At 59.7% G+C, this 23,296-nt stretch carries 12 protein-coding genes; 7 read left to right on the top strand and 5 right to left on the bottom strand.

Features of this window, described 5'->3' with window-relative positions; genetic code table 11:
- Positions 1-11 precede the first annotated feature (11 nt).
- Complete coding sequence (putA, locus tag ACEN8R_RS21940; RefSeq protein WP_018928574.1) at positions 12-3,965, bottom strand: trifunctional transcriptional regulator/proline dehydrogenase/L-glutamate gamma-semialdehyde dehydrogenase; 3,954 nt, start codon at positions 3,963-3,965, stop codon at positions 12-14.
- 462 nt (positions 3,966-4,427) lie between these two features.
- Here putA and putP point away from each other — a divergent pair, with 462 nt between their 5' ends.
- The 7 genes from putP (at position 4,428) to ACEN8R_RS21905 (ending at position 15,846) form a co-directional block, all read left to right on the top strand.
- Positions 4,428-5,912, top strand: coding sequence for a sodium/proline symporter PutP (putP, locus tag ACEN8R_RS21935; RefSeq protein ID WP_018928573.1), 1,485 nt, complete (start codon positions 4,428-4,430; stop codon positions 5,910-5,912).
- 254 nt (positions 5,913-6,166) lie between these two features.
- Positions 6,167-8,185: a type VI secretion system Vgr family protein gene (locus tag ACEN8R_RS21930; protein ID WP_495624363.1), complete on the top strand. Its 2,019-nt coding sequence runs from the start codon at positions 6,167-6,169 to the stop codon at positions 8,183-8,185.
- Positions 8,175-8,912 carry a DUF4123 domain-containing protein gene (locus ACEN8R_RS21925; RefSeq protein ID WP_018928571.1) on the top strand — a complete coding sequence of 246 codons (738 nt, stop codon included), beginning with the start codon at positions 8,175-8,177 and terminating at the stop codon, positions 8,910-8,912. The genes ACEN8R_RS21930 and ACEN8R_RS21925 overlap by 11 nt, the downstream gene beginning before the upstream one ends.
- Positions 8,912-13,696, top strand: a complete 4,785-nt coding sequence (locus ACEN8R_RS21920; protein WP_495624362.1) for an RHS repeat-associated core domain-containing protein — start codon at positions 8,912-8,914, stop codon at positions 13,694-13,696. Before ACEN8R_RS21925 ends, ACEN8R_RS21920 begins: the two co-directional genes overlap by 1 nt.
- 2 nt (positions 13,697-13,698) lie before the next feature.
- Complete coding sequence (locus ACEN8R_RS21915) at positions 13,699-14,055, top strand: hypothetical protein (RefSeq protein ID WP_018928569.1); 357 nt, start codon at positions 13,699-13,701, stop codon at positions 14,053-14,055.
- Between the two features lie 407 nt (positions 14,056-14,462).
- Positions 14,463-14,786: a hypothetical protein gene (locus tag ACEN8R_RS21910; protein ID WP_018928568.1), complete on the top strand. Its 324-nt coding sequence runs from the start codon at positions 14,463-14,465 to the stop codon at positions 14,784-14,786.
- A gap of 220 nt (positions 14,787-15,006) precedes the next feature.
- Positions 15,007-15,846: a 23S rRNA (adenine(2030)-N(6))-methyltransferase RlmJ gene (locus ACEN8R_RS21905; protein WP_018928567.1), complete on the top strand. Its 840-nt coding sequence runs from the start codon at positions 15,007-15,009 to the stop codon at positions 15,844-15,846.
- A gap of 113 nt (positions 15,847-15,959) precedes the next feature.
- Here ACEN8R_RS21905 and msrA read toward each other — a convergent pair whose 3' ends face one another.
- From msrA to aceF, 4 genes are all read right to left on the bottom strand, one after another.
- Positions 15,960-16,607 (bottom strand): peptide-methionine (S)-S-oxide reductase MsrA, encoded by a 648-nt coding sequence (gene msrA / locus ACEN8R_RS21900; RefSeq protein ID WP_018928566.1) that lies wholly within the window; start codon positions 16,605-16,607, stop codon positions 15,960-15,962.
- Positions 16,608-16,675: 68 nt separating this feature from the next.
- Positions 16,676-19,369, bottom strand: a complete 2,694-nt coding sequence (locus tag ACEN8R_RS21895) for a putative bifunctional diguanylate cyclase/phosphodiesterase (protein ID WP_018928565.1) — start codon at positions 19,367-19,369, stop codon at positions 16,676-16,678.
- Positions 19,370-19,604: 235 nt separating this feature from the next.
- Positions 19,605-20,999, bottom strand: coding sequence for an alkaline phosphatase D family protein (locus ACEN8R_RS21890; protein WP_018928564.1), 1,395 nt, complete (start codon positions 20,997-20,999; stop codon positions 19,605-19,607).
- 347 nt (positions 21,000-21,346) lie between these two features.
- Positions 21,347-23,296 (bottom strand): dihydrolipoyllysine-residue acetyltransferase, encoded by a 1,950-nt coding sequence (aceF, locus tag ACEN8R_RS21885; protein WP_495624361.1) that lies wholly within the window; start codon positions 23,294-23,296, stop codon positions 21,347-21,349.

Below are 23,296 nucleotides of genomic sequence, written 5' to 3'. Positions count from 1 at the left end.
TTTATTACGGTTTAACCGATAGTCATCAAGCTGGCATTACCACCCGCCGCGGCGGTGTTTACGCTCAACGCCCGTTCGATCACCAGGCGCTCCAGCGCAATGTTGGTTTCACCCTGGGACAAACCATGAACCCCGACAATCGCCCCCGCCCGCTTGGCCACTTGCTGGCACACCGCGCGCAGCTGATCGGAATGGCCATGATGCAGAACGGCATCAACCACCACTTCGTCCTTGGTCCAGTCGGCCACCCGCTTGATCCGTGCCTGCACTTCTTTCGGCAGACGTGCGAACAAGGCCTTGCCCGGTTCCGCGTCCGGCCACACCGCCGAGCCGCCGACGGCCAATACCGCCGCCAGTTGAGTCAGCAGATCGCCTTCGACGTCCGCCAGGCACAGCACGTGTTCGCGCGGCAGGATGGCGTAGCTGTTGCGCTCGCCGGTCGGGCCGGCCAGCACGCGGGTGATCCCGCTTTGCGATTGCGCCGCGAACTGCACGCACAGGGCGCTCAGGTCCGTGAGCTTGTTGCTGTCGGCCCAGGCTTGCAGCGCGGTCAGCGGTTTGCTCATGGCATCACGCAGACGCACGTCCGGCGCTGCGATAGCGTCGCCGCGAGCGAAGGATTGTACGATCGCATCGGTAGGACGCGTCGACAGCAGGCGGTACAGGTACAGCGGACCACCGGCCTTCGGACCGGTACCCGACAGGCCTTCGCCGCCGAACGGTTGCACGCCGACCACGGCACCAACGATGTTGCGGTTGACGTAGACGTTACCGGCGTTGACGTTGTCGATCACCTTGGCGATGGTTTCGTCGATGCGAGTGTGCACGCCGAGGGTCAGACCGTAGCCGGATGCGTTGATCTGGCCGATCAGTTGGTCGATGTCTTTGCGCTTGTAGCGCACCACGTGCAGCACCGGGCCAAAGATCTCCCGTTGCAGCTCGTCGAAGCTTTCCAGCTCGATCAGGGTCGGCATCACGAAGGTGCCGCGTTTGACTTCTTCGCTGTTGGCGATCGCCACCTGGTACACGTTGCGACCTTTGTCGCGCATGGCCTGGATGTGTTTCTCGATGCCGGCCTTGGCTTCGGCGTCGATCACCGGGCCAATGTCCACGGACAGGCGCTCCGGGTTACCGAGACGGCATTCCGCCATGGCGCCCTTGAGCATTTCGATGACACGATCAGCGGAATCTTCCTGCAAGCACAGCACCCGCAGCGCCGAGCAGCGTTGACCGGCGCTGTCGAAGGCTGACGACACCACGTCGATAACGACTTGTTCGGTCAGTGCCGAGGAGTCGACGATCATCGCGTTCTGGCCGCCGGTTTCGGCGATCAGCGGGATCGGACGGCCCTGAGCATCCAGGCGACCGGCGATGTTGCGTTGCAGCAGGCGCGCGACTTCGGTGGAGCCGGTGAACATCACGCCTTTGACCCGATCGTCGCCGACCAGACGGGCGCCGACGGTTTCGCCACGGCCCGGCAGCAGTTGCAGCACGCCTTCCGGAATCCCGGCTTCGAGCAGCAGGCGCACGGCTTGAGCAGCGACCAGCGGGGTTTGCTCGGCAGGCTTGGCCAGTACCGGGTTACCGGCGGCCAAAGCAGCAGCCACTTGGCCACTGAAGATTGCCAGCGGGAAGTTCCACGGGCTGATGCACACCACCGGGCCCAGTGGGCGGTGGGCGTCGTTGGTGAAATCGTTGCGTGCCTGCACCGCGTAATAACGCAGGAAGTCCACGGCTTCACGCACTTCGGCGATGGCGTTGGCGAACGTCTTGCCGGCTTCGCGAGCCAACAGGCCCATCAGCGGCTGGATCTCGCCTTCCATCAAATCGGCGGCACGTTCCAGGATCGCGGCGCGTTCGGCCGGCGGCGTGGCCTGCCAGATCGGCGCAGCATTCAAGGCGCATTGGATCGCGTTGTCGACGTCTTCGACGGTGGCTTCCTGCACATGGCCCACCACGTCACGCAGATCGGAAGGGTTCAGGACTGGCGCAGGGCTTTCAGTGCTGGAGGCGCAACCGAGCATCGGCGCGGCTTTCCAGTTGTTGTGCGCGGTGGCCAGCAGGGCGCACGACAGGGATGCCAAACGGTGTTCGTTGGCCATGTCGATGCCACTGGAGTTGGCGCGCTCGGCACCGTACAGGTCACGTGGCAGCGGGATGCGCGGGTGCGGCAGGCCGAAACCGCCTTCCAGCGTCGCCATCTGCTCGATGCTGGCCACCGGATCGGCCACCAGTTCCTGAATCGAAATCGACTGGTCGGCAATGCGGTTAACGAACGAGGTGTTCGCGCCGTTTTCCAGCAGACGACGCACCAGATACGCCAGCAGGGTTTCGTGGGTGCCGACCGGAGCGTACACGCGGCACGGACGGTTCAGCTTGCCTTCGGACACTTTGCCTACAACCTGTTCGTACAGTGGTTCGCCCATGCCGTGCAGGCACTGGAACTCGTACTGACCGGGGTAATAGTTCTGGCCAGCGATGTGGTAAATAGCCGACAGCGTGTGGGCGTTGTGCGTGGCGAATTGCGGGTAGATGACTTCCGGCACCGACAACAGTTTGCGCGCGCAGGCGATGTAGGAAACGTCGGTGTACACCTTGCGGGTGTAGACCGGATAGCCTTCCAGGCCTTCGACTTGGGCGCGTTTGATTTCGCTGTCCCAGTACGCGCCTTTCACCAGGCGAATCATCAGGCGATGACGGCTGCGGCGAGCCAGGTCGATCACGTAGTCGATCACGTAAGGGCAGCGCTTTTGGTAAGCCTGGATCACGAAACCGATACCGTTCCAGCCGGTCAGTTGCGGCTCGAAGCACAGGCGCTCCAGCAGATCCAGCGACAACTCGAGGCGGTCGGCTTCTTCGGCGTCGATGTTCAGGCCGATATCGTATTGCTTGGCCAGCAGGGTCAGCGACAGCAGGCGCGGGTACAGCTCGTCCATCACGCGCTCGTACTGGGCGCGGCTGTAACGCGGGTGCAAGGCGGACAGCTTGATCGAAATGCCTGGGCCTTCGTAAATCCCACGACCGTGGGAGGCTTTGCCGATCGCATGGATGGCTTGTTCGTACGAGGCCAGGTACTTCTGGGCGTCATGTTCGGTGAGGGCGGCTTCACCCAGCATGTCGTAGGAATAGCGGAAGCCTTTGGCTTCGAACTTGCTGGCGTTGGCCAGGGCTTCGGCGATGGTTTCGCCGGTGACGAACTGCTCGCCCATCAGGCGCATGGCCATGTCGACGCCCTTGCGGATCATCGGCTCGCCGCTCTTGCCGATGATGCGGCTCAGGGAGGAGGTCAGTCCGGCTTCATTGTGGGTGGCGACCAGTTTGCCGGTCAGCAACAGGCCCCAAGTGGCGGCGTTGACGAACAGCGACGGGCTGTTGCCCAGGTGTGGCTGCCAGTTGCCGGTGCTGATCTTGTCGCGGATCAAGGCATCGCGAGTGCCTTTGTCCGGGATGCGCAGCAGCGCTTCGGCGAGGCACATCAGCGCTACGCCTTCCTGGGACGACAGGGAAAACTCCTGCAACAGGCCCTGAACAATCCCGGCACGGCCGCCGGCGCTCTTCTGATTGCGCAGTTTCTCGGCAATCGAGGCAGCGAGCTTGTTGGTGGCGTCGCACATCGGTGCCGGCAGGCGAGCCTGTTCGATCAGCATCGGCACCACTTCAGGTTCCGGGCGACGGTAAGCGGCAGTGATCGAGGCGCGCAGCACCGATTGCGGCAGGATGCTTTCAGCGAATTCCAGGAAGCATTGGTGCGCGTGATCGACGTGGACCTCGCCCACCTCGTCAACTTCCTTGCCGTTCAAACCGTTCAGCTCGGACAGGGTTGCACCACCCTCGAGTTTTTCCAGGTAATTGAAAATTGCCTGCTTGATCAGCCAGTGCGGTGTGCGATCAATCGAGGTCGCGGCGGCCTTGAGGCGTTCGCGGGTCGGGTCGTCAAGTTTGACCCCAAGGGTGGTGGTAGCCATATTTTTATCCTCATGTTTGCCACGACCGCGTGGCATCAGCTGACGGCAAGATTAGCTGTGCGCTGGTTGAGGTGCAACCGGGTGCAACCCTTTTTTTGCCGGAATAATAAGCAGCTCGTCAGGAAATAAATTCTGGTACACCCGGACCGCTCCTGCTTGGTGCTTTTACTTCTAGCGCAATCCGGAAAACGCCCTAAAAAGGAGCAAAAACCGACTGTTTTCAGGTAAATCCGATTAGGTGCAACTTATTCGAACGAAACTGGTTGCACCTTATTTGCATTGTTGAATAGCATTCGCGGCCAAGGTGCAACCGGGTCAAAAAGATCGGTGCACCGGCTGATGGCTTTCCTGGGGAAACATCAGTCATAAATGCGCGGGCCCCCGAATCGTCTGTCAAACGTCATCGTTTGCGAGCGGTTCACCAGCCGCCGCTACATAAAAACAATGCCAGGGCGTAACTCAATGAGCGTAAGCAATCCAACCCTGATCACGTTCGTGATCTACATCGCAGCAATGGTGCTGATCGGCTTCATGGCCTATCGCTCCACCAACAACCTTTCTGACTACATTCTGGGCGGCCGTAGCCTGGGCAGCGTCGTGACCGCACTCTCTGCCGGTGCTTCCGACATGAGCGGCTGGTTGTTGATGGGCCTGCCGGGCGCTATCTACATGTCCGGTCTTTCCGAAAGCTGGATCGCCATCGGCCTGATTGTCGGTGCTTACCTGAACTGGCTGTTCGTCGCCGGCCGTCTGCGTGTGCAGACCGAGCACAATGGCGATGCGCTGACCCTGCCGGACTACTTCTCCAGCCGTTTCGAAGACAAAAGCGGCCTGCTGCGGATCATCTCCGCGGTCGTGATCCTGGTGTTCTTCACCATCTACTGCGCTTCCGGCATCGTGGCCGGTGCCCGTCTGTTCGAAAGCACCTTCGGCATGTCCTACGAGACCGCGCTGTGGGCCGGTGCTGCGGCGACGATTGCCTACACCTTCGTTGGTGGTTTCCTGGCAGTGAGCTGGACCGACACCGTACAAGCCACGTTGATGATCTTCGCCCTGTTGCTGACGCCGATCATCGTGCTGTTGGCCACTGGCGGCATCGACACCACGTTCCTGGCCATTGAAGCGCAAGATCCAAGCAACTTCGACATGCTGAAAAACACCACCTTCATCGGCGTGATTTCGCTGATGGGCTGGGGTCTTGGCTACTTCGGCCAGCCGCACATCCTGGCGCGTTTCATGGCGGCGGATTCGGTCAAGTCGATCGCCAACGCTCGTCGCATCTCCATGACCTGGATGATCCTGTGCCTGGGCGGCACCGTCGCGGTAGGTTTCTTCGGCATCGCTTACTTCTCGGCAAACCCAGCCCTGGCCTTGCCGGTGAGCGAAAACCACGAACGTGTGTTCATCGAACTGGCAAAAATCCTGTTCAACCCATGGGTTGCCGGTGTGTTGCTGTCGGCCATTCTGGCGGCGGTGATGAGTACCCTGAGCTGCCAACTGCTGGTGTGCTCGAGCGCCCTGACCGAAGACTTCTACAAAACCTTCCTGCGTAAAAGTGCTTCCCAGGTTGAGCTGGTCTGGGTCGGCCGTGCCATGGTGCTGCTGGTTGCGCTGATCGCTATCGCTCTGGCGGCTAACCCGCAAAACCGTGTACTGGGCCTGGTCAGCTACGCCTGGGCAGGTTTCGGTGCTGCGTTCGGTCCGGTTGTCCTGATCTCCGTGATCTGGAAAAACATGACCCGCAACGGCGCACTGGCCGGCATCCTGGTCGGCGCGACCACTGTGATCGTCTGGAAACACTTCGAACTGCTGGGCCTGTACGAAATCATCCCTGGTTTCATCTTCGCCAGCCTGGCGATCTACATCGTCAGCAAAATGGGCGCACCGACCAGCGGCATGCTTTCGCGCTTCGCTGCAGCCGAAAAGGATTTTCGCCTGAACCAGTGAGGGGGATGAGCTGATGCTCTGACCTTTCGCCGAACATGAAAACGGCCCGCTTCCTTTTGGAGGCGGGCCGTTTTTTTTGCGCTCCCACATTTGTTTGGTGGTGCTTCTGACAGGAATGTCTGTAGTGCTTTATCCAGTTTTTTGAAGGAAAAATCCCTAAAAAAGCAGGGTAAATCTGATTTCCTTGTCCCTTCATCAACACCCCTTGTCGCTCATGCAGAATCGCCCGCCTTCATTCTGCAGAGACACATCGGATGTTCGCGCCTGCCAATCAACCGCGTTTCACGTTGACCCTCGACGGCGTCCAGAATGAGCTCAAGGTGCTTGAGTTCACGGGCAAGGAAGCCATCAGCCAACCCTACCGTTTTGACCTGGAACTGGTCAGCGAGCGACCCGACATAGAGCTCGAAAGCCTGCTGCATCGTCAGGCGTTTCTGAGTTTCGATGCGCAAGGTTCCGGTATTCATGGTCAGATCTTTCGCGTCGGCCAAAGCGATTCCGGGCACCGTCTGACGGGTTACCAGATCAGTCTCGTACCGCGTCTGGCGTATCTCGACCGGCGTATCAATCAGCGGATCTTCCAGCACAAAAGTGTGCCGACGATCGTCACGCAAATCCTCAAGGACCACGGCATCCAGCGCGACGCCTTCGAGTTCCGGCTCGGCAGTGACTACCCCGATCGCGAGTACTGCGTGCAATACGCTGAAAGCGATCTGGCGTTCATCCAGCGCCTGTGTGCCGAGGTCGGCATTCACTATCACTTCCAGCACAGCCCCGACGGGCACCTGTTGGTGTTCGGCGATGATCAGACGGTTTTCCCCCGTCTGCCCGAACCGACGCTGTACCTGCCGGGCAGCGGGATGGCTGCGGATGCGCCGGCGATCAAGCGTTTCAATGTACGGCTGGAAACCCGGACCACCGCAGTCACCCGTCGCGACTACGACTTCCAGAAACCGCGTTTGCAACTCGAAAGCCGCCTCGACAGCGAACAGCGGCCGGCGCTGGAGGACTACCACTTTCCCGGTCAATTCACCGACCGTGAACACGGCAAACACCTGACTCAGCGAGCGCTGGAGCGGCACAGCGCGGATTACCGTCAGGCCGAAGGTCGCGGCGATGAATCCGCATTGGTCAGCGGGCATTTCCTATACCTGGCCGAACACCCGCGTCAGGCGTGGAATGACCTGTGGTTGATCACCGAAATAGAACACCGCGGCCGTCAACCGCAGGTACTGGAGGAGTCAGCCACCAGCGACAGCCCGGATGATTTCCAGGGCTATCGCAATACGTTTCTGGCGACGCCGTGGGACGTTTCTTTTCGCCCACCGCTGGGCCCGGAAAAGCCACGGATGCTCGGCTATCAACCCGGCGTAATCACCGGCCCGACGGACAGCGAAATCCATTGCGACGAGTACGGTCGGGTCAAGGTTCAGCTCGCCTGGGACCGTGACGGTCAGCTCAACGAACACTCCAGTTGTTGGCTTCGCGTCGCCACTGGCTGGGCTCATGACCGTTACGGCAGCGTGATGATTCCGCGCGTCGGCATGGAAGTGCTGGTGGGGTTTATCGATGCCGATGCCGACAAGCCACTGGTGATGGGCTGCCTGCCCAACGCCGCGACGCCTGTGCCCCTCGATCTGCCGGCGGACAAGACCCGCAGTATTTTCCGCAGCCAAAGCAGTCCCGGTGGCGGCGGTTACAACGAATTGCGCATCGAGGATCGCAAAGGCGCCGAGGAAATCTACCTGCGCGCCCAGCGCAACTGGACTCAGCACGTCCTTAACGATCAACAGGTGCAGGTTGATAACCAGCGCAGCATCGTCGTCACCGGCACCGCCCGCCATGAGTTGAAGGCCGACGAAAAACGCATCACCCATGGCCAGCGCCAGACCGAAGTGCGGTTGGACGATCACCTGGTGGTGGTCGGCGACCGGCACATTCGCGTGAGCAATCAAGCCCTCAATGCCAGTCAGCAATTCCACGTCAGCGCCGGCCAACAAGTGGTCATCGACGGCGGCGCCAGCGCGACCATTCAGGCGGGCGGGCAGTGGATCAACATCGGCCCCGGCGGGATTTTCAGCAGCGTGCCGATTCAGGTCGGTGGGGCACCGATGGCGGCCATGGCTTCCGCGCCGAGCTTGCCGGATATGCCGTTGAAACTTGCAGCAGCCCCGGCGGCGCGGCTCAGTGCCGCGCAGATTCTCAGCCTGCAAAGCGACGCGCCGTTCTGCGAAGAGTGTGAGCGCTGCAAGGGCGGTGTCTGTGCTGCCTGATGTTTTGTCGCCTCGCGCCTGGCTGGAGCGCCAGCCACTGCAACCGTCGGAGCAACTGTTCGCGATTTTCAGCAGCGCCAGTGCCGCTGAGCCGTTCAAAACCTGGCAACGCTCGATCACTGCACAAGCGCCGAGCCCGATCTGGGCCGGCACTGTCTACGCCGAGTGGGAAGCGGTGATGCCCTATGTCGGAATCGTCGCCGCTGACAGTGAGTTTCTGGATTGGGTCGCCGCCACTGAGTCCCGCGATTGGGGGTGGCTGGCGGTGTCTTGCGCCACTCAAGAGGCGCTGGTCGAGCATTTGCGCAGCCTCACACACGTTCTGATGCCCAACGGCAACGCGGTGTTTTTCCGCTATTGGGATGGGCGCTATGTGCTGCCGATTCTGCAATCTGCCGAGGTTAACGCTGAGCAACTGATGCCGGTGATCGGGCGTTGCCTGATCAATGGTCAGCCACTGGATATCGGTGGTAGTGCGCTGAAAACCGCCAGGGTTTTCCCCTGGTGGGAAGTATCTGAATCGCTGCTCAACCACCTCGCCACCAAGTCCGCGACAACGCATATCAACAACCTGCTGAAGTGGTTGAGCGAGGACCGCCCTGATCTTTATGAGGCGTTCTCCGAAAGCGTGTTGCGGCACAAAGTCGCGAGCTTTCTTGAGATGCCAGACCTGCCTCAAGCGCCGAAATCAGCGTTGGTGGATTACCTGATGACGGAGCTGGACTGATGGATCAGATCGTACGGATCGAGCAGGAGCTCGACGGTTTCAAAGACACACTGGTTTTGTATCGCCAGCAGCTTGGCAACTTCTTGAGCCGGAATGCGGACAGGGTCAGCCGGGCGATGGACATGCCTTCGCTGTTGGACATGGAGCGGGTGATAAAACTCGGCACTACGACTACAGCGGTGAGTAGTCGTGACGATGATTTTTTCTCGGGTTTAGCGCGGTGTCCTGCGAGCGGAATACTGGAGATCGAGAGCAAGTTTGAATCGGTCTACGACATTCCGTTGGGGAGCATTCAGGTCGATGTGATTGCCAATGATGGCGGTGAAAGCACACCGGTCTTGCTCGATGAAAACGGTAAAGGGCAGTTCGAAGGCACTCCGGGAAAGTTCTATCGCGTTCATGTCCAGGGTGAAGTTGCGCCCTCGAAGATCAACGAACTGTTTGATTCCTACAAAGGCCTCTCCAGCGACCTGGAGGGCTGGTTGCGCAGTGAGTGGGAAGGGTTCAAGCCGCAGTGGTCGCAATCGACTTTTGCGGCCGCCGGTAACGGCATGCTCGCGGGAAGTTGGGCGGCGGTCATGGGCGTTTGGGACAGCCTCAGCCTGCTCTCGGACATTCTTCAGGATCCCCGCAAGTTCGTTGAGCGTTTGGGCAGCGGCGCTGATGAGTTGGTCAGACTCGCGGAAACAGCGCCGCAGGTCATGGCAAAAGTCCAACTGCTGGCCAGTGACGAAGCGGTGCTGTGTTTGCTGTTGCGTACTGCCAGTCTCTGGCTGGAAATGCTGCCGCCCAGCGAGATCGCCGGCAACGCGGCAGAGGCGGCCAGCCAAGTCATCGTCTCGGTGCTGATCGATATTCTGATTGCTTCGGTACTGGCTTTCACAGGTGTCGGCATACCCGCCGCCAAAGCCTATTTAACAGCTCGCGGTCTCAAATACGGAATGGGGCTGGCCAGTCTCGCGATGCGCTTCGTCGAGGCCACTTTCAATATCCTCAACACCTTCATTAAGTACGTCGACCAGTACAAAGCGGTCGCCGCACGCGGTGTTGCAGCGGGCCTGAAAAAAGGCCGGATGCAACTGCGCTGGGATGCCAAACGCAACACCACACTCAAGCAAAACGAACACTACGACGACTCCCCGGATCAGGCGAAAAACCCCAACGGCGACAGCGCCACCTGTGCACCGTCGACCTGCAAAAATGGCTGCCCAGTGTCGATGGTCACCGGCGAAGAACTGCTGACCCTCACCGACGGTGCTCTGGACGGCCTCCTGCCGTTCGACTTCACCCGGCTCTATCGCACCAGCGCCGCCGAGATCGACTGCGGCCTCGGCTTTGGCTGGAGCCATTCGCTCGCCCATCGACTGGAGATCGACGGCGACCAGGTCATCTGGATCGACCACGAAAACCGCCGCACCACGTTCCCGCTGCCGAATCACGAACGCCCGGCGATCCACAACAGCCTGTCGCGCGCGGCGATTTACCTCGGCAATGACCCCGAAGAACTGATCCTCGCCCAGGCCGGCGACGACACACGGTTCTACCACTTTCACAACGGTCGGCTGACGGCCATTAGCGACGCCTACGATAACCGCCTGCGCATCACCCGCGACCGTCAGGAACGCATCCAGCGCCTCGACAACGGAGCCGGTCGTGCCTTGCTGTTGCGCTACGACCGCGCCCACCTGATCGCTGTCGATTACCAGTGTTTCCGCCCGGCCCAGACCCTCGCCGAGGCGTGGCACACCGAACAAATCTTAGTCAGTTACCACTACGACGAACGCGATCAACTGATCGAAGCGAGCAACGCCGCCGGGGAAAGCGAGCGTTACGACTACGACGACCAGCACGTAATTTTGCAGCGGCAACTGGCCGGTGGCGCGAGTTTCTTCTGGGAGTGGGAACGGTCTGGTAAGGCGGCCAGATGTATTCGCCACTGGGCGTCGTTTGCGCAGATGGACACGCGCTATGTCTGGGATGACCAGGGCAGCGTCACCGTCCTGAACATCGACGGCAGCGAAGAAGTTTACGTCCACGACGACCGGGCGCGGCTGGTGCGCCGGGTCGGACTGGATGGCGGCGAACAGCTCAAGGCCTATGACGAGCAGGGTCGGCTGATTGCCGAGCAGGATCCGCTGGGCGCTGTCACCGAATACCGTTACGACGACGTCGGACGATTGGTGGCGCTGATTCCGCCGGAGGACGAACCGACGTCCTACGAGTATCGCAACGGTTTCTTGCACGCGCGCTATCGCGGCAAAGCGGTGTGGAAATACCAGCGCAATGCTCAGGGCGATGTCACCGAAGCGACCGATCCCGACGGGCACGTCACCCATTACCACTACGACCCTCAGGGGCGGTTGCTGTCGATCCGCTACCCGGACACCAGTCGCCATGTGTTCGTCTGGAATGCCCTGGGCCAGTTGCTTGAGGAAACACTGCCAGATGGTGGGCAGCGAGCGTTTTCCTACGATGCGCTGGGGCGGCAGACGACTCGTCAGGACGAACACGGTGCGCTCACCCAGTATCAATGGGATGCCGTCGGCCGACTGGTCCAGGCGACATTGCCGACCGGCGCCACCCGTGGGTTCAGCTACAACGCCTACGGCAAGATCACCGCCGAACGCGACGAACTGGGCCGCATCACCCGCTACGAATACGTCGACGATTTGCACCTGGTCAGCCGCCGGATCAATCCCGACGGCACCCAGCTCCAGTACCGCTATGACAATGCGCAGCTGCTGCTCACGGAAATCGAAAACGAATCCGGCGAACACTATCGGCTGGACTACACACCCAACGGCTTGATCCGACAGGAAACCGGTTTCGACGGCCGCCGCACCGCCTACGTCTACGACCTCAACGGCCATCTGCTGGAGAAAACCGAATTCGGCGATGACGGCTCGCAGCTTGTCACGGGCTATCAACGGGACTCGGCCGGGCGGTTGCTGGTCAAGACCTTGCCCGACGGCATCCAGGTCCAATACCGCTACGACTCGTTGGGCCGGCTGACCAGCGTCGACGACGGACACGACCATCCGCTGGAATTCGAATACGACCAGCAGGACCGCCTGATCACCGAGCACCAAGGCTGGGGCACGCTGCGTTATGGCTACGATGCCTGCGGGCAGCTCAACCGCCTGCGCCTGCCGGACGGCAGCAAACTCGACTACCACCACACCAAGGGTGGTGCGCTGACGGCCATTGACCTCAACGGCGCGCGGCTCACCAGCCACCAGTTCGTCTTCGGCCGCGAACAGCAACGCCAGCAAGGACAACTGACCAGCCAATACCACTACGACGAACAAGGCCGGTTACAAGCCCACGCGATCAACCAGCAAACCCGGCCGCTGTACCTGCGCCACTACAGCTACGCGGTCAACGGCAACCTGGCGACCATCGCCGACAGCCGTCACGGCCAGCGCAGCTACTACTACGACGCACTCAACCGCCTGACCCGCGTCCGCCACACCCGCGACGATCCACCGGAAACCTTCGCCCACGACCCGGCCGGCAACCTGCTGATGCAGGACCGCCCCGGCCCGACGGCCGTCAAAGGCAATCGCCTGTTGATGCAAGGCGACCGCCATTACGACTACGACGCCTTCGGCAACCTGATCCGCGAACGTCGCGGCACCGGGCAGAAACTCGTCACCGAGTATCGCTATGACTGCCAGCATCGGCTGGTCGGCGTCACGTTGCCGGATGGAAGTTGCGCGAGTTATCGCTACGACGCTTTTGGCCGTCGCATCGCCAAAACCATCGACGGCCAAACCACCGAGTTCTTCTGGCAGGGCGACCAAGTCGTCGCCGAAAGCAGCAAAGAGCACTACCGCAGCTACGTCTACGAGCCGGGCAGCTTCCGCCCGTTGGCCATGCTCGACGGCAAAGGCCCGAAAAAGGCCTGCCCGTTCTACTACCAACTCGACCACCTCGGCACGCCGCAGGAACTGACGGATTTTGGTGGCGAGATTGTCTGGTCGGCGAAGTACAACGCCTACGGCAAAGTCACGCACCTGGCATTCGGTGGAGGCGAGCAGCTCGACCAGCCGCTGCGTTTTCAGGGGCAGTACTTTGATGCCGAGAGTGGTCTGCACTACAACCGGCATCGGTACTATGATCCAGAGGTTGGTCGGTATCTGACGCCGGATCCGATCAAGCTGGCGGGTGGGCTGAACCAGTATCAGTACACGCCGAACCCGACGGGCTGGGTTGATCCGTTGGGGTTAAGCGGGAATTGTCCGCCACCGAATAAGCCAGGGTGTGGGGCGCCGGATGATACGACTGGCGCTAAGGTTGATGAAGGTGAGCCGCCGCTGCCGAAGCTGACAGGTGATCAGCGGAGGGCGCGGATTGATGAGCTGGCGGAGTCGAATGCTTATCGGCGTTTATATGAGATGGAACAGGCCACAGAAGGTGCTCATTTTCTAGAGAAGCATGGCAAGCAGACCAGCTTGGAGTCTCAACGTCAGCGGGTGATGACGGGAAGGAACCCCACAACTGGCGTTATTGAAAGGTACACACGCGGAAGGAAGGCTGGTCAGCCCAAAATCCCTAGTGCCGCAACACGTTTTATTAGCTATAGAGATCAGTTGAACGCTATTCATCGTGCTCAGCTAATATTCAGGCGAAATGGTCACGCGGCATCTAAGGAGCCAATGAATATGGGTAAGAAAATTGGTGAAGGATACAAGCGGGACGGATTGGAGTATGGGGAGCAAACAGATGCGGTTGCCATATTGAATGGAGCTGGTGCTCCAATAACTACTTATGCGGATTTTTGAAAATGAAGCGTCCCCCAAAGCTTTCAATTTTGCGCGGCCTGCTTTTTCTATTTGATATCGACAATGTTGATAGCGATGAAAGAGAAGAGGTCATAGTATCTAAGGATGTTAATAATGAGGGGGAGCTCGCTGAGCTGTTCGACATACTTATGAGGCCTGAGTTCGTTTCCTATAGTGCTAGTGATCGCGAGTGGTATATCGATACGTTAACTTATTATTTGGGAGTTGGTGAGAGCTTTGATTCGATCTTCGATAAGATAACTACTTACTTTGATGATGAGGTTGAGGATCGGCGGAAATTTATGCAGGTTCTTTTGGATTGTTTGTTGCGATATCAAGCTGAAATTGTAAAGCTCTAATGTTGGGTCTTGTTGATATAAATCTTAGGCGAACGTTATTGGGTTGATAATCTGTCATGCTTTTGGCGGAATTTCTGGGCAAGGTCGTCGGAAGTTTCCTTCAACTCGTATCGGTTTCCATGAACTGGTGCGAAATGATTTCCATCGATAGTCTTTGGTGGTCACTGAAAATTCAGTGGCGGGGTGTAGGAACCCTTCGAAACCGTTAGAGCTATATTGGCGTCGATGCTTGGTTTGCGGCCGTTAACGTGCGTCCGTATGATCAGTTGCGGCGGCTATGCGCGGGCACGCTTCGGCGTGGTCGAGTTTTGCTCTAAGGGTCTCGATATTCCTACCCCGTGCATAGCTGCCACCCTAGCCTGTAGGAAGGCCTAAGGCAGCTCCATTTCTTCCTTGGAGCAATTCAAATGAAAACACTTACACCCGATCCACCCTACGAAAAACCAATCCCCCATCCCGCCAACCGTTTCATGGCCCTAACCGGCAACTGCACCGACATGCCCACGCTATTCGTCGATACCCACGCGCCGCTGGATATCTTGACCGACACTGCCAGCTATCGAATTCGCGCGGTCACTCAGGTGCTGGAAAACATGTCCATGCGCGGTTCGGTCGAGTGTGAATCCTTCATCCTTAGTGATTTTGCTTTGCTCTGTGCCATTTCATTGCGCGATGGCTGCGATGTGCTGGATGTGGTGGGGCGGCGGTTGCGGGCTCGGCCTTCGGAATAACGTCGAGTGGCTTTTGTGGCGAGGGAGCAAGCTCCCTCGCCACAGGTTATGGGGGGGGCTGGATATTTTGGGGCTGCTTTGCAGCCCAACGGGGGCAAGCCCCCTCGCCACAGGGTTTATGGATTGGCGCGGTATTGGGGTTGTACTTGCCCGCTCAGCCGCGAACCCCTGACGTTCTACGCCGTACAAGGTAAACTTCCCGGCCTTCGCAGGAGCAGCCATGAATTATCGTCACGCCTTCCATGCCGGCAATCACGCCGATGTGTTCAAACACCTGACTTTGACCCGCCTCATCGCCTTGATGTCGCGCAAGGAGCAGCCGTTTGCCTATCTCGACACTCACGCCGGCATCGGTCTGTATGACCTGCAGGGCGATCAGGCCAGTCGTACCGGTGAGTACCTGGAAGGCATCGCGCGATTGTGGGATCAGCCGGATTTGCCAGCGCTGACCGCCGATTACATGAAGGTGTTGCACGAGATGAACCCGGATGGCCAGTTGCGCTATTACCCGGGGTCGCCGGAGTTGGCGCGGCGTTTGACCCGGCCGCAGGATCGCGTGTTGCTCAATGAGAAGCACCCGGAAGACGGTGTGTTGCTCAAGGACAACATGAAGGGTGATCGGCGGGTGAAGGTTCACCTTGGCGAAGGCTGGCATGTGCCGCGTGCGTTGCTGCCGGTGCCGGAGAAGCGGGCGGTGATGTTGATCGATCCGCCATTTGAGCAGCTCGATGAGATGCAGCGTTGTGCGGCGTCGTTGAAAGAGGCGATTGGCCGGATGCGCCAAACGGTGGCGGCGATCTGGTATCCGGTGAAGGATCAGCGGGCGTTGCGGCGCTTCTATCAGGATCTGGCCGGAACGGGTGCGCCTAAGTTGCTGCGGGTGGAGTTGCTGGTGCATCCGCTGGATACGCCGAACAGCTTGAACGGTTCGGGGTTGGCGATTGCCAATCCGCCGTGGGGGCTGGAGGAAGAGTTGCGTGAGTTGCTGCCGTGGTTGTCCAAGAAGTTGGGGCAGACCCAGGGTGGGTGGCAGATGGATTGGTTGATTGCCGAGAGTTAATCAGTTGCATGTGTGGCGTCTAGTCGGACGCCTTCGCGGGCAAGCCTCGCTCCTACAGGTCGGTGTGACCGTAGGAGCGAGGCTTGCCCGCGATGCTTTTCAGGGTCCGAAATTTAGATCGGGCACGTCACGCCAGTACCGCCAATCCCGCAATACCCCTCAGGATTCTTGGCCAGGTACTGCTGGTGATACGCCTCGGCGTAGTAGAACGTCGGGGCTTCGTCGATCTCGGTGGTAATGATGCCTTTGCCCGCCTTGGTCAGTTCCGCCTGGAACACTTTCGCACTGTTCTTCGCCGCTTCCAGTTGTTCCGGTTTGGTGCAGTAGATCACCGAGCGGTACTGGGTGCCGATGTCGTTGCCCTGGCGCATGCCCTGGGTCGGGTTGTGCAGTTCCCAGAACATTTTCAGCAGCTGTTCGTAGCTGACTTTTTCCGGCTCATACACCACGAGCACCACTTCGGTGTGCCCGGTCAGGCCCGAGCAGACTTCTTCGTAGGTCGGGTTCGGCGTGAAGCCGCCGGCATAACCGACCGAGGTGCTGAACACGCCTTCGCGCTGCCAGAATTTGCGTTCTGCGCCCCAGAAGCAACCCAGGCCGAAGATTGCGAATTCTACGTTGCCCGGAAACGGACCCAGCAGCGGGTTGCCGTTGACGAAGTGTTTCTCCGGAACCTTGATCGGGGTTTCGCGGCCAGGCAGAGCTTGTTCTTTAGTCGGGAGCACGTTTTTGTTCACCAGAATTTCCGAGCGCAGAACCATGATCAGTCCTCTCAGTCAGGTTGAGATGTAAATACAGACTGCCAGTTTGCCCGAGTGTTACGTCGCTGTCAGGCGATTGGGCCGCGCGGGTAGCGTTTGAGCTTTTCGATCAGCTCGGAGCCCGGGATCGGTCGGTCGAACAGGTAGCCCTGGCCGACGTCGCAGCGGTGGCGGCGCAGGAAGGCCAGTTGCTCGGCAGTCTCGATGCCTTCAGCCACGACCTTGAGTTTCAGGTTGTGGGCCATGGCAATCACGGCGGAGGTGATTTCCATGTCGTCCTGGTTGTCCGGGATTTCGTGGATGAAGCTTCGATCGATCTTGATGATGTCGATCGGGAATTTTTTCAAGTAACTGAGCGACGAGTAACCGGTGCCGAAGTCGTCCATCGCCAGGGTCAGGCCCAGACGCTTGAGCTGATCGAGCTGCAAGTGCGTGTCTTCGGTGGCTTCCAGCAGCAGGCCTTCGGTCAGTTCCAACTCCAGCAGGTTCGCCGGCAGCGCTTCTTCCTTGAGGATATTGGCGATGGATGCCACCAGGTCCGGGTCGGAGAACTGCTTGGGCGACAGGTTGATCGCCACTTGCAGGTTGCCCAGGCCAGCGGCGGTCAGGTCTTTGCTCATGCGGCAGGCCTGACGGGCGATCCATTTGCCAATCGGGATGATCAGCCCGGTTTCTTCGGCCACGCTGATGAATTGGTCCGGACGGATCATGCCTTTTTCCGGATGGTTCCAGCGCAACAGCGCCTCCATCCCCAGCAACCGGCCGCTGCGCAGGCACAGCTTGGGCTGGTAGAACACGTCCAGCTCGTTCTGGGTCAGGGCGCGGCGCAGGTTGTTTTCGACGAACAGTTTGTAGCTGGCCTCGGCGTTCAGCGCTTCGGTGAACACTTGCACCTGGTGTTTGCCGTTGGCCTTGGCCTTGTGCAGCGCCAGGCCGGCGTTGCGCATCAGCGTCTGTGGGTCGCGACCGTGCAGCGGCGCGCAGGCCAGGCCCACGGAGCCGGTGACGCTGATCAACTGGTTGTCGACGAACATCGGTTTGTCGAGGGTTGCCAGCAATTGATTGGCAACCTGCTGGCCCGCCGAGAGGTCAGTGTCGTCCAGCAGCACCGCGAATTCGTTACTGGCAAAGCGCGCCAGACTGCCGCTCGAACTCAGGCTGTTGCGCAGGCGCCGCGCCAGGCTGATCAGCAGTTTGTCGCCGGTCTGGTGGCCGAGGCTGTCGTTGATCCGCTTGAAATTGTCGATGTCCACCAGCAGCAGGCTGATGGGTGTATCGCTGTCTCGGGCGAAGCGCTCATCGAGGTTGCGGATGAACGCCGGGCGGTTGCCGAGGTTGGTCAGGTTATCGGTGTAAGCCAGGCGCTCGATTCGTTGCTGGGCGAGCTTGGTCTGGGTGATGTCTTCGTAGATGCCGATGTAGTGCGTCAGCTCACGGTTGTCGCCGTAGACCTTGGAAATCGACAACTGGCCCCAGTAGGGTTCGAGGTTTTTACGCCGGCTCTTGAACTCGCCCTGCCAGCTGTTGCTTTTGGCCAGCGCCGACGGAGCGTCGAACAGCAGTTCGCTGAGGTTTTCCAGCGCCGGCAGTTCCGACAGCCGCTGACCGTGGACTTCCTCGGTGGTGTACTGGGTGATCGCGGTGAAGCTTGGGTTGACGTACTCCACCACGCCGTCGCAATTGACCAGCAGAAAGGCGTTGGCGCTTTGCTCCACTGCACGCTGGAACAGGTGCAGGGCGCTGGTGGCGGTACGGCGGTTGTGGTTGTTGATGACTTGGGCGAATTGATCCGCCAGTTCGCCGGCAAAGGCGATTTCGTCCGATTGCCAGGCGCGGGTCGCCCCGATCTGTTCCAGGCAGAGCACGCCGACCACCTGGCCATCGACGCGGATGCTGGCGTCGAGCATGGCGTTGACGTCGCGCGGGCGCAGGTACTCGGCGATTTCCCGGGTGCGCGGGTCGCGCATGGCGTTGTGGGCGTCGATGGCGCGGCCGGTGTGCAAGGCCTCGAGGTAATCGGGAAAACCACTGGCGTCGATCGGCTTCGGCAGTTGGTGATTGCGGGTGGCACGGTGATAGGCCGAGATCGGCGTCAGTAGCGAGCCATCGAGGTTCCACAGGCTGGCGCAGTCGATTTCATAGATGTCGCAGGCGCTGCGGGTGATCAGTTCGGCGGCTTCTTGCAGGGAGTTGTTGGTGCTATAGCGCTGGCGGGTCAGCAGCAGGATCAGGTCTTGCTGGGCGCGCACCCGGTCCAGGTGCTGCAGTTGTTCCTGCTGGGCACGTTGATTGAGTTCCAGGGCGATTTGCAGGCGTGAGTTCTGGGTTTCCAGATCCAGCGCCGGCAGCAAGGGTTCGCCGTCGAACAGGCCGTCCACCACCATCAGGTAGCCGCGCAGCAGGTGCCGATTGTGTTGTTTGTAGGCTTCGCCCAGTTCCAGCAGGCTCAGAACGCCGGCGGCGGTGTGCAAGGTGTAGCGGATCAGGTAATGCGGGCTTTCGGTGAGTTGCTGCTGGATCGTGTCATGCAGTTGATAGCGCGCTTCGGGCTCCATCAGGCTGGCGTAGGGCGAGCCGACCAGAGCACAAAGCTCCACCGCCGGCAGGCCGAACTGTCGTTCGCAATTAGGATCGAGAAACAGCAGCGCCCAGCTTGGTTCATTCAGCCGTTCGAAACGCAGCATGCCGAGCCGCGAGGGCACAGGCAACTGCGTCACTACCTCGGCCACCATACGGCTGGCGGCATCGGGTTGGCTTTTCATTGAAGGAAACTCGCTTCGAATATGCTGATCGCGCCGGGCTCTCGCCCTCTTTACTGTTGCCTGCGGCAAGGTTGCATCATTGCGACACCGACTGACAAGAGACATGAAGGCCAAGTGCTATAAGAATATGTCGGCAGGCGCACAGTTTTCTCCAGCGAGGCGTCAAAAAGTAATGTTGTGGGCCAAAAGATTGCAGCCCGTAGGGGCTGCCGAAGGCTGTGATCTTTTCGAGGGATCAACGCAATTTGATGCTGATCGACTGCAATGGCTTGCCATCCCGATCGTGATAATTGACGCGAACCTGCTCGGTCTCGACGATCAGATGCGCGAAGTTGTCCTGGCTGATCACCTCGCTGGTCAGTTCATGCCGATAGTCGCCTGCCGCTGTTCGGGCCAGGGCCTGATCGAGGATGAAGGTCGATGCCTTGGCGTACGGCAGCAGTTTGCTGTTGCACAACGGTGAAGACACGATGGTGTGGACTTCGAAATCCGGGTCCTCGCTGTGGGTCAGGCGACTGGTGAGGGAGCCGTGGACATCGCCGGAGATGAACAAGACGTTCTTGATACCGCGTGTACGAATCGTCTCCAGCAGCCGTAGGCGTTGCTCCGGGAAGGCTTTCCAGGCGTCATCGCCGTGAAGTTTACGGTCGGGATAGAACATGACACTGGTGACCACGAATTTGACCCGGGCCGGGTTATTGATCAGCCATTTGAGCAGCGCCTGTTCCTGTTCTTCGTCAAGGATGCGCCGGTCGTTGGCCGACAGATTGCGTCGGGTTCGACTGTCGGTGACAAACCACCCGATATCACCCTCGGAGAACTGATACCAATACTTTTCCAGTCTTTTGCTTACTTGCCCATTGGCCAGCAGCTCATACGTGGGGCTGTGACTGGCTTGATATAACTCATATGCTGCAATGGCGTTTTTGTATAAGTAATCATCGGCGTTACTTTTGTTGGCGGGCCAGTTGTCTTCTATTTCATGGTCGTCGAGGATCATGTAAGTCGGCATGCCCGACATTAACTTGGAAATATGAGGCTGCGAAAAGGCTGTGCGGTATTTTTTGAGAATGTCCTTGTATTCCCGGTCGGGGGCCACGAGGTTCAAGTCGTCGACGTAAATCTGATCGCCAGTCATCAGCATGGCACTGACGGGCGGTTCGGCGCTGTCCGCCAGGCTGTTGATCGAGGCAAAAATCCGGTCGCCCAACTGTGGGGCCGACGCAATGCCGGCGGTCATTCGCAGGTAACGACACGAGCCGACGATATAGGCCCGTGGCTGGCTGATTTTGCTGGACTGCGTGCGAAAGCGGTAAATCTCCCGTGGCCATTGCAGCGGCAGTTCCTGAACTGTCTCCACGGTATGCACCGGGCTCATGGGGCTGAACCAGCCTGCCTGGTACTCATAGTCGGTGTCGGTGACCAGGTCATTGAGTGCAATGACATCGGACATGTCGCGCAAGACGGACAGTTTTGCAAATACGCCTTTGGACCAGAGTTTCTCGCCTGTGCGTCGATAACGGATGCCCGCAAATACCAAGGCGTCGTTCTGTAATTCACCGCGCAAGAAAATACGCGCATGGTTAGTTGTGGTATGGCCGATAATTGGGCCGACAGTTGGTTTGAACATGTTCGAATCCATTCGAGGTAATGCTAACTAAGCAAATTAAGTCATCGAGGTTTCTATTAGAAATCTCCGAACTAAGCCTAGTTATTGGCTGGAGAAAAATATCGGGCAGAAGTGGACTGGGGTTGTAGGTGGCGTAAGCCTTAGATGTAGGAATAAGGCACGAAGAGGGTCAATCCCGTAGCAGCAGCCTCGCAAGCTCGACAGCTGCTACATAGGATGCTGAAACGCGGAGGGCTTTCTTCAGGGCAAAAAAAAGCCCCGCCAAATCGACGGGGTTGAGGTACGAGCGTGGCGCTCGGAAAACGTGGAACGCGATTGGCCCTCCGCCAGGGGAGGGCCAGTCGGTGTTACAGCAGGATGGTGCGGATGTCCGCCAGCAGGTCGCTCAGACGCTTGGTGAAGCGTGCAGCAGCGGCGCCGTTGATCACACGGTGATCGTAGGACAGCGACAGCGGTAGCATCAGTTTCGGCTGGAAGGCTTTGCCGTCCCAGACTGGCTGGATGGTTGCCTTGGAAACACCGAGGATCGCCACTTCCGGCGCGTTGACGATCGGCGTGAAGCCGGTGCCGCCAATGTGGCCGAGGCTGGAAATGGTGAAGCAGGCGCCTTGCATCTCGTCCGACGAAAGCTTCTTGGTCCGGGCTTTCTCAGCCAGGGAAGCAGCTTCGGCGGCCAGTTGCAGGAGGCTCTTCTGGTCGACGTTCTTGATGACCGGTACCAGCAGGCCATCCGGGGTGTCGACGGCGAAGCCGATGTTCACGTATTTCTTGCGGATGATCGCTTTGCCGCTTGGTGCCAGCGAGCTGTTGAAGTCCGGCAGTTCCTTGAGCAGGTGTGCGCAGGACTTGAGCAGCAGCGGCAGGATGGTCAGCTTGACGCCGGCCTTCTCTGCAACGGCTTTCTGGGCGTTACGGAACGCCTCCAGCTCGGTGATATCCGCCGAGTCGAATTGCGTCACGTGTGGCACGTTCAGCCAGCTGCGGTGCAGGTTGGCAGCGCCGACCTGCATCAGGCGTGTCATCGGCACTTCTTCGATTTCGCCGAAGCGGCTGAAGTCCACGACCGGAATCGGCGGGATGCCCGCGCCGCCGGTTGCACCAGCCACAGCGGCCGGAGCTTCCTTGGCCTTCTGCATCATGGCCTTGACGTAAACCTGAACGTCTTCCTTCAGGATGCGACCGTGCGGACCGCTGGCGCCGACAGCGCTCAGCTCGACGCCGAACTCGCGAGCCAGTTGACGCACGGCAGGGCCGGCGTGAACTTTCGCGCCAGGCTTGGCAGGAGCAGCAGCCGGGGCAGCAGCAGGAGCGGCGGCAGCCGGAGCGGCAGCGGCAGGCGCTGGAGCACTCGGCGCGGCAGCGGCAGCCGGAGCCGGGGCTGCAGCAGGTGCCGCGCCTTTGACTTTCAGCTTCAGGATCAGGTCGCCGGTACCGACTTCGTCATCCAGCTTGATGGAAATGCTTTCCACCACGCCAGCGGCAGGCGATGGGATTTCCATGCTCGCCTTGTCGGATTCCAGGGTGATCAGCGACTGATCGGCGGCAACAGTGTCGCCAGCCTTGACCAGTACTTCGATGATCTTGGCCTTGCCCGCCGAACCGATGTCCGGGACGTGAATGTCCTGAACGCTGTCGGCAACCGGTGCAGCCGGAGCCGCGGCGGCTGGCGCCGGAGCAGCGGCAGCAGGCGCAGCAGCCTGGGCAGGAGCGGCAGCAGCAGGGGCCGCAGCACCCGCCACTTCCAGATCCAGAATCAGATCGCCCGTGCCGACTTCGTCGTTGAGCTTGACGCTGATGGCCTTGACCACGCCAGCGGCGGGCGAAGGGATTTCCATGCTGGCCTTGTCGGATTCCAGGGTGATCAGCGACTGATCAGCCTCGACGGTGTCGCCGACCTTGACCTGGATCTCGATGATCTGGGCCTTGCCCGACGAACCGATGTCCGGCACGTGCACTTGCTGGATGCTGGCAGCAGCCGGCGCGGCAGCAGGCGCCGCCGGCGCAGGTGCGGCAGCCGGTTTGGCTTCAGCTTTGGCAGCTGGCGCAGGGGCTGGCGTAGCGGCACCTTCGACTTCCAGTTCCAGCAGTTCGTCGCCTTCTTTCAGGCGATCGCCCAGCTTCACTTTCAGGCTCTTGATGATGCCGGCCTTAGGCGCAGGCACTTCCATGCTCGCCTTGTCCGATTCCAGCGTCAGGATGCTCTGATCGGCTTCGATACGGTCGCCGACCTTCACAAACAGTTCAATTACTTCACCTTCACCGCTGCCGATGTCAGGTACGCGAATGAGTTCGCTCAC

Source organism: Pseudomonas sp. Pseusp15, from assembly GCF_059492165.1.
This window is presented reverse-complemented; position numbering and strand designations above follow the sequence as displayed.

What these genes read in the sequence shown, in the direction of transcription:
- ACEN8R_RS21895 (WP_018928565.1), bottom strand. Translation starts at nt 19,369, where the DNA reads ATGAAAAGCCAACCCGATGCCGCCAGCCGTATGGTGGCCGAGGTAGTG.
- ACEN8R_RS21910 (WP_018928568.1), top strand. Translation starts at nt 14,463, where the DNA reads ATGAAAACACTTACACCCGATCCACCCTACGAAAAACCAATCCCCCAT.
- msrA (WP_018928566.1), bottom strand. Translation starts at nt 16,607, where the DNA reads ATGGTTCTGCGCTCGGAAATTCTGGTGAACAAAAACGTGCTCCCGACT.
- ACEN8R_RS21930 (WP_495624363.1), top strand. Translation starts at nt 6,167, where the DNA reads ATGTTCGCGCCTGCCAATCAACCGCGTTTCACGTTGACCCTCGACGGC.
- putA (WP_018928574.1), bottom strand. Translation starts at nt 3,965, where the DNA reads ATGGCTACCACCACCCTTGGGGTCAAACTTGACGACCCGACCCGCGAA.
- ACEN8R_RS21915 (WP_018928569.1), top strand. Translation starts at nt 13,699, where the DNA reads ATGAAGCGTCCCCCAAAGCTTTCAATTTTGCGCGGCCTGCTTTTTCTA.
- ACEN8R_RS21920 (WP_495624362.1), top strand. Translation starts at nt 8,912, where the DNA reads ATGGATCAGATCGTACGGATCGAGCAGGAGCTCGACGGTTTCAAAGAC.
- ACEN8R_RS21890 (WP_018928564.1), bottom strand. Translation starts at nt 20,999, where the DNA reads ATGTTCAAACCAACTGTCGGCCCAATTATCGGCCATACCACAACTAAC.
- putP (WP_018928573.1), top strand. Translation starts at nt 4,428, where the DNA reads ATGAGCGTAAGCAATCCAACCCTGATCACGTTCGTGATCTACATCGCA.
- ACEN8R_RS21905 (WP_018928567.1), top strand. Translation starts at nt 15,007, where the DNA reads ATGAATTATCGTCACGCCTTCCATGCCGGCAATCACGCCGATGTGTTC.